Here is an 8,052-nt window from a genome sequence, read left to right on the forward strand (position 1 = left end):
TTCTTTTGCTTTTTTTCTGCTTAGTGAGTTTCTTAAACGTTTATGGCTAAGGTTAGTTGCATTAAAAAGCAGCTAAGTTGCACTTATTAAGCGTTTAGGATAAGAAAACGCCAACATTTCGACACAAAAGTAAATAACTGGCCGCCACGGGGCTTCTTTTGTCTTTTTTTATTTGGTAAATTTTTTAATATTTATAGCTAAAGTGGCATCCTGGATTGCATGTGAGCAGTCTGTTGTTTACCCATTTAGAATAAAGTCTAGTGTCACTTCACGCCAAATGTGGTAATGTTTGGCAGGCAAGCCAGTTATTGGGCTACATTTATATGCTGCACGCATTGCACTATCTGCTATTGACCTGAAAAGTGGATTACTTTTGTAGGAATTACTGTCTGCTACATCAGCCATAATTATTTCACCTTGATTGGATAATAATAGATTGATTTTTACACTAAAATTTTCTTTGTAAGCTATGCTTTCAGGGATACTCCAGCATTTTGTAAGCTTGTCTCTTATAGAATTGACAATTTCTGCTACAACTAACTCGTTCTTTTTGCTCTTAACACTCTTTTCGCTTTTTATTTCATTCTCTGTTTCTCTAGGCTTTACTGCATCTTTCAGCTTTGTATCTACACCTTTTTTTCTTTTTGGAATTGGGCTGCTTTCGTCGATATTGACTTCTTCTTGCATTTCTATGATTTGCCTCGGTTGTGCTATTTGTTTCATAACATCGGTACTCAGTTGCTTAATTATCTTTTTTTTCCTTTGTGGTGTGGGGACAAATTCCGCTGCTGACGTATCGTTTGTTTGGGCCTCTATTGAAGGTAACAAAAAGAATGAAAGACAGCATAAAGACAAAAAAAGAACATAGTTAGAACAAAGAAAGCGCATGTGTTGAAACCTATTTTACTGGTTTAAAGCTAATATTGTACATAAAGTCAATATATTTTGAAGTTACCGTAGCAGATTTAAGCTTAGCCAACATTTGCTGGCGATGTGGCTTGAGAAAACGTTGGCCACGAAAACAGATTACGCGAAAAGCTTAATATACTTCTTCTTTGCCCAACGGAATAAATGTGTTGCTACTAGTAAGCAAATACTTAATATTGATATATAAGAAAATTTGAAAGCTAAATCTCTAATGTATATCGATAAGCATTTACCTGCGGGGAATTTGTATAGTAACCCAACACACACAACAGTACTGTCAACTACTGATGCTATAATTAAAGCAGTGAAATTTGTTATATGAAAGTCAAACTTAGACCTTAATTTTTCAAAAATAATGATACTTGAAAAAAGAGATACTAAAATTGCGGTATATGAAATTAGTATTATTGGACTGAGATTTTGCCATTTAAGAATACAACATGACACTGTGCACGTTATTAAGCTGTATATAGCTTCTCTCTTGCCGTAGAATTTAACCATTGAATTTACAGCTAGAGCAGCTCCCGTAACTAGGGCAGCACATATCATCAATTTATTTGAATTGTTAAGTAAAGAAAGACTGATGAACAAGAGCATTAATAAAATATACATAACCTACCTAAACTTAATAACATACGTCCATTCTAAATAAACATTACATATAGTAAAGGAGTTATTTAGCATAATGAAAAAAATATTCTATACTATGCTACGATAGCTGTTCCCTAAATCTTTCAAATCTACTTCTAAGATATCCTTTATATTTAGGGTTTTCTCCTCTGTCACTTTGCCGATACACGAAAAAACCATACCTTTAAACAATTCTTCAAATCTCTGCTGGTTTTGCGGGGCAATAGTAACCAAAATTCTACTCTGTGATTCAGAAAACATTATTATCTTGTTTATTATATCTTCATTTTGTGTTTTTCCTATTGGTACTAGTGAAAGATCGATTTCAGCACCAAGGTCTCCTGCAATTAGCGATTTTGCTAGAGCAACAGCCAACCCTCCAAGATTTGGTGCAATTGCAGAGGCAATTATGCCATCTTTTATTGCAAGGCTGTAGCGCTCATACAACTTCTTGGCGCTCTTTGCATCAACTTTTGGTACGTTGTTATTACCTATTCCACTGTATAGCTGATATTCAGATCTGCCAAGTTCGTCGTATGTTATACCAAGCACATATATCAAGTCTCCTGGCATCTTCACGTCAAGCGATACCGCATTTTCAATATTTTCTATAACTCCAATTGCTGAAATAAGTAATGAAGGTGGCGCAGATATAATAACTTTCTTACCATTTTCGTCATATCCCTTGAAGTCGTTGAACATGCTATCTTTTCCAGATATGAATGGAGTTTTAAATGCAGTTGCAAAGTCATAACAAGCTTCTGCAGTCCTCTTTAGTTGCCACAGTCTTTCTGGATCATAAGCGTTGCACCAACAAAAATTGTCGAGCAACGCTAGATGATTTACATTTCCTCCTGCAGCTACATAGTTGCGTATGGCAGTGTCAATCGCACATGCTGCCATATGGTAAGTATCAATTTCTCCATAACTTGAGCCGAACCCTTGTGATTTCACAACACCTTTGTTTGAAGAAAGAACTGGCCTTGAAACAACAGCTTCGCTACACACTCTTCCTTTGCCTTGCAGTGGCTTTAACACAGACGAACCCTGAACTTCATGGTCATATTGCACCACTATGAACTCTTTGCTACAAATGTTTGGTCTGCTCAGCATTTCTTTTAGTTCAGTTTCTTGATGTGGTGTCATCCCAGTGTTGCACATTGAAATGACAGTAGCCCCCTTAGACCACAGCTTTGTTTTTAAATGCATTTTAGGGTTGCCATTATGTAGGAACTCAGTTTCGCTATTCATTATCGGTGAAGCGGAAGCGAATCGAACTGTCGACACACCCGTACTATTAAACTCTCCAATCACGCTAACTTCCACATCGTGTTTTTTCATGACTTGCTTAAACATAGGGAGATTTTCTTCCGGCACTGCTAAAGTCATTCTCTCTTGTGATTCTGATATCCATATTTCCCACGGAGCCATACCATCGTTTTTAAGTGGAACCTTGCTTAAATCAACTTCAAATCCATTCTTTCCCATTTCACCGATGGACGATGACAGTCCTCCCGCTCCGTTGTCTGTTATCGCATTGTAAAGACCAAGATCTCTTGCCTCTATGACAGCGTTGGACAATTTTTTTTGCGTTATAGGGTCGCCAATTTGCACAACTGTTGAAGGGCTGTTTCCCGATAGTGCTTCTGAAGAAAACGTCGCACCGTGAATTCCATCCCTTCCAACCCTTCCGCCAATAATTACAATCTTATCGCCGTTTTTGGGCTTTTTAATGTGTGAAGGTGCATTATTTATATTGCGCGGAATAATCCCAACGCTTCCAACAAAGACCAACGGTTTTCCACAAAATCTATCGTCAAAATATACCGATCCAAGTTGTGTTGGAATGCCAGAACAATTGCCAGCAACATTAACACCGTGAATTACTTCTTTCATGATATATTTTGGTGGCAAAATTTCATCAGTGCGCTCTTTATCTCTATAAAATTTGCCTTTTGCTTCTTTGGCAAAGCAGAAGTAATAGGTATTCATTACAGGCTCTGCACCTTTGCCAAAGCCCAGTATATCGCGGTTAACTCCAAGCACTCCAGTCATTGCTCCACCAAACGGATCGAGAGCTGAAGGGCTATTGTGGGTTTCAACTTTATCTACAATCAAGTAATCATCGTCAAAAATTATTCCTCCTGCATTGTCGGAGAAGACTGACACGCATATGTCAGAATTTATTTCACGCGTTGCACGCTTAATATAATGCGCATATAGACCGTCTTTTATTTCATCGATAGGAGAACAAAAGATGTTGTGCTTACAATGTTCAGACCAAGTCTGCGCTAGGGATTCAAGTTCAATGTCGTATGGATTTCTACCGAGTTTTTCGAAATAATCCCTTATAGCTTTCATTGCTGCAAGGGAGAGGCCTAGAGTGCCATTGCCATCGATTCCATCTCTGCTAATCTTTTCAAGCTCTCGATCACTTACATTGAGGTCGACAGGCTTAGCCCCATCGTTACCTGGTGTCGTCCCAGTCTTTCCTTCTGTCATTCCTATTTTTCCCCCTCTCATCCAAGTGCCATAGGATGTCATCCCAGTGCTCCGACATTGGGATCCATAGATTCCAGCATCAAGCGCTGGAATGACACCAGGTGGAGTATTTTGTTTACTGTAATACCTCCAACGGAAATTGCCGTTTTCTCTATAAATAAGCGTGCAATACTCAGTGATAGGGTTGAATTCTATATCATCCTCGGTTGGTAGGTTCCCTTTACCCAAGATCAGTTTTGAACTTCTTGCTTTGATCTCAATTGGTGTCATTCCAGCCCTTTCGTCTGTCATCCCAGTGCCCCGACACTGGGATCTATAGATTCCAGCGTCAAGCGCTGGAATGACAGAAGAGGAAATTTGCATGACAGATGGATCAATATAGCCCTTGCTTATTAAATATTCTTTAACAATCTGTTTTGCTGTGTTGCCTATGTTGTCGGTCATACCAGGTAAGAAGCTTATTTCCAAGCCCCACTCAACCTGTGGTTCTATGAAATCATATTGAACTTCTTCAAGATTTTCGTTGTAGGAGTAACAACGGCAGTCCTGTATGATTTTGTTATAAAATAGCCTACAAATTTCTTCATATAATTTTGATGGTAACTCTTCGCTTATATAAATCGAATAAACGTTAACTAACCATCTGCTGCCAACTTGCTCATATTTATTTAAAACTTCTATTCTGATGTTTGTCATGTAATGTTGTGAAAGATTTTAATATATAATAACATCAGAAACTGTGAGCACATTTATATTTTGCTGTACAATAAAACATCGTACTAGTTGTCATTTTTCATGGGAAGAGTTTTTACTGCTGACGTAGATGAATCCTTTTTTGATGTGCTTGCTCAGCACATATTTTCTGAGTATGGAAAAGAAGAAATTCCCAAGGTAAAAGTCATCCTTCCCTGCAAGAGGGATGTGATAGCGCTACTGAGTGCATTCAAGAATTGCAGCGCTAAAAAATGCATAATTTTACCAGAGATAGTTTCGCTAGAGAACATTGATGAGGAAGATTTAATATTAAATCTTGATAGAGTTAAAGTTATCAAGCCGACAAAAAGGACACTGCTGTTGATTCAATTCATATTGGAGTGGAATAAAGAAAACAATGATAATTTTCCTATTGATTTGGCTTATAGCTTGCCATCACTGCTTGATAAAATCCAATATACCCAAATAGCAGATTATTATCAGTTCGATGAGCACTCAAAGAAAATAGAGAATTTCAAAAACTTACTTATTAAAACTTGGAGTAACACTTTAAAAGATCTAGAAGTAGTAGATATACTAGAACATAAAAGTGACTACATAAACAATATGATAACCTTTCTGCAGAAAGATCAACATATAATCTTTGTTGGAATTGGAAAGGGTGAAATCTACAAGTTATTGATTAAAGCTATATATGACCTACCACTTGGAAAGATAATTTTACCTAATCTGAATCTGAAAATTAAAGAGAAAGACTGGAAATCGCTTGATAAAAAACACTATCAATATTGCCTGAAAGATCTGCTCGATTATTTAAATGTAGATAGGAAAAATGTTATCTGTTTGAACACTGTGGATAACGAAATTATTGATTACATCTTTGATACAACTGCTGACCTTAGCAAAGTTAACGATGGGGGCATTGGAAATATCGAAGTCATCACTTGTGATTCGAGGGAGGAAGAAGCACAAGTGACGTCACTAATTATAGAGAATGAAGGTTATGAAAAAGTTTCCTTGCGTGTCTTTGATAAATTACTTGCAACTCGTATGGCGTGTTCCATGTCGGAAAACTATTCTTATATAACGCTTCTGCTTTATAGTATTGAAGTTTTGACCTCAAATTGGAACAGCGTGGCACTTCTTTCTCTTCTTAAACATAGGTTAGTGACTTTGGGTTATACTCAGAAAGAATACACTCAAATTTTATCTGAGTTCGAAATAGAGATATTACGCAGCTTCAGTACGAACGGCCGAAGCAGTATTATAAATGTCATCAATGCCCATGAAAAGCTAAAATATAAAGAAGATATATTGATCATTATCAATAAATTAGAAGCTATATTTAATCCTTTACTTAATTCTATAAATTGCCCTATTTCTGATGTGGTAACAGCTCACTTGCAGTGTATTAATTTGCTTTCTGGGGTAGACTTTTCAGAGCTAAGTAATGAAGTAGGTAATTTTACCCGTGATTTCTTAAATGCATGTGAGGGCATAACGATTAAGTGTTCCCTGGAGTTATATAGCCAAGTTCTAACCTTGTTTTTGAAGAAAGAGTTTTTTTCTGTAGCAAGCGACCTCAATAGATTCAGTTTATATCACAATAAAGTTGTAATACTTGCTGGATTTTATGATATGCCAAGTTTTCAAAATCCGTTTTTGAATGCGCTGACAAGAGAAAAATTCGACCTTCCTTCCGTGCAAGAGGAGCAGGGGTGTTTTTTATATACTCTGCGCAGTTTATTTGGTGCAAGTAAAGTGTACATCACAAGATTGCTAAGCAACAAGAAACTAATTCTATTGCAGCGTTTAGAAATTCTGTTACAGGGATCAAAGTATCCTTATCGCGATTGGCTAAGAATATTAAATACGCCTGAATGCGTTGTGCCATGCACTCAGCCTATGCCAAAACCTCAAACTGAGGTCAGAGAAGAAACAATGCAAGTGATGTCTTGCAGCGCGGTAGAAAAACTGATTCGTAACCCTTATTCATTTTACGTTGAATATATACTGAACCTTAAACAATTAAGAGACTTAAATTTTAAGCCATCGATATTGGAATTTGGCACTATGGTGCACAATATTCTTGAGAGATATTTGCATGATAGAAAGTCGCCAATGCGCATTGCACAAGAAGTATTTTCAGCTAATCGGTTTAATTTTTCAAATATGTGGTGGGTAAGGTTGCAGAAGGTGATTCAGTCTTTTGTCGAGTTTGATAGGACTAGAAACAATCAAGTTGAGTTAGAGAAGAGCTTTTCCTATCCGTTAGCTTGCGTTTCGACATGTAATGCCGAAGCTACTTGGGGGTTACAAGAAATTTCATTAACAGCAAGATGCGACAGAGTTGAATATCTGCCAAATGGGCAAGTAGCAATTATAGACTATAAACTCGGTTCACCGCCTTCGAATGAGGAAGTTATGTCAGGATTTTTTCCGCAATTAATTTTACAAGCTTTAGCGGTAGAATATACAACAAAAAAAGAAGTTTCAGAACTTGCTTATTGGAAACTTGACTATGATAAAGTAAAGGTTATTGCTTTTAAGAATTACAGACAAAAAATGCATGAATTTCAAAATAATCTACCGAGTTTTTTATCTAATTATTTAAGAGGGACCACTCCCTTTATTGCCTCTCCATATTTTGATAAATTTCTAAGATTTAACAGCTATAAACAACTAGAAAGGGTAGGGGAGTGGTTGTAGTTAGCAGCAGATCCTAAGAGCTCATCGTTGACAGTGAGGCTACTATTGGGACTTTGACAGTATCTTGCCAGTCAACAATGGTGTTATTCCAGCATCCCTACTCCTGTCATCCAAGTAGCTCCTTTCTCGTCATCCCAGTGCCTCCTTTTCTTGTCATCCAAGTAGCTGACACTGGGATCTAGTTTCCATAAAATGGTATATTTTAACATAACGTTTATACTCACTAACCTAATAAATTCCCAGATTCCAGCGTCACGCGCTGGAATGACAGGGCTACGGGTGTCATTCCAGCACTTCTTTTTCCTGCTACTCCTCCTGTCATCCCAGTACTTGATACTGGGATCCAGGATACTACTTTAGTAATAAATATTTAAGAAATTTACCAAATAGAAAAAGCAAAAGAAGCCCTGGTCAGCATTTATTTTCAGTATTGGCGTTTTTATGTCTTAAACGCTGCAATTTAGCTGCTTTTAAGTGCAACTAGTCTAAGCTATAATATTTAAGAAATTTACTATACAGGAAAAAAAGACAATAAAACCCCGAGGTAGCTAGTTATTCCACTCTCTATTT

General features: G+C 37.0%; 5 protein-coding genes. 1 reads left to right on the forward strand and 4 read right to left on the reverse strand.

All coding sequences use genetic code 11. From position 1 onward, the window contains the following. Positions 1-237: 237 nt before the first annotated feature. The 3 genes from DM84_RS03280 to DM84_RS03290 form a co-directional block, all read right to left on the reverse strand. The gene (locus DM84_RS03280) at positions 238-888 is read right to left on the reverse strand and encodes a hypothetical protein (protein WP_250778318.1); all 651 of its coding nucleotides are present in this window, start codon (positions 886-888) and stop codon (positions 238-240) included. 138 nt (positions 889-1,026) lie between these two features. Continuing rightward, entirely contained in the window at positions 1,027-1,539 is a 513-nt protein-coding gene (locus DM84_RS03285) for a hypothetical protein (protein WP_250778319.1), read from the reverse strand. Between the two features lie 87 nt (positions 1,540-1,626). Beyond that, a complete protein-coding gene (locus DM84_RS03290) occupies positions 1,627-4,755 on the reverse strand; it encodes a phosphoribosylformylglycinamidine synthase subunit PurL (RefSeq protein ID WP_250778320.1) in 3,129 nt (1,042 codons plus the stop codon). Positions 4,756-4,854: 99 nt separating this feature from the next. On the opposite strand from DM84_RS03290, the gene DM84_RS03295 reads away from it, so the two are divergent. Beyond that, positions 4,855-7,482: a PD-(D/E)XK nuclease family protein gene (locus DM84_RS03295; RefSeq protein ID WP_250778321.1), complete on the forward strand. Its 2,628-nt coding sequence runs from the start codon at positions 4,855-4,857 to the stop codon at positions 7,480-7,482. Positions 7,483-7,565: 83 nt separating this feature from the next. On the opposite strand, the gene DM84_RS06080 is transcribed toward DM84_RS03295, so the two are convergent. Beyond that, positions 7,566-7,691, reverse strand: a complete 126-nt coding sequence (locus DM84_RS06080) for a hypothetical protein (RefSeq protein ID WP_284706124.1) — start codon at positions 7,689-7,691, stop codon at positions 7,566-7,568. Positions 7,692-8,052 lie beyond the last annotated feature (361 nt).

Source organism: Wolbachia pipientis (assembly GCF_023661085.1).
Lineage (GTDB): Bacteria > Pseudomonadota > Alphaproteobacteria > Rickettsiales > Anaplasmataceae > Wolbachia.

Bases quoted from the DNA above. Each gene is read 5' to 3' on its own strand.
- DM84_RS03280 (WP_250778318.1), bottom strand. From the start codon at position 888: ATGCGCTTTCTTTGTTCTAACTATGTTCTTTTTTTGTCTTTATGCTGT.
- DM84_RS03285 (WP_250778319.1), bottom strand. From the start codon at position 1,539: ATGTATATTTTATTAATGCTCTTGTTCATCAGTCTTTCTTTACTTAAC.
- DM84_RS03290 (WP_250778320.1), bottom strand. From the start codon at position 4,755: ATGACAAACATCAGAATAGAAGTTTTAAATAAATATGAGCAAGTTGGC.
- DM84_RS03295 (WP_250778321.1), top strand. From the start codon at position 4,855: ATGGGAAGAGTTTTTACTGCTGACGTAGATGAATCCTTTTTTGATGTG.
- DM84_RS06080 (WP_284706124.1), bottom strand. From the start codon at position 7,691: ATGTTAAAATATACCATTTTATGGAAACTAGATCCCAGTGTCAGCTAC.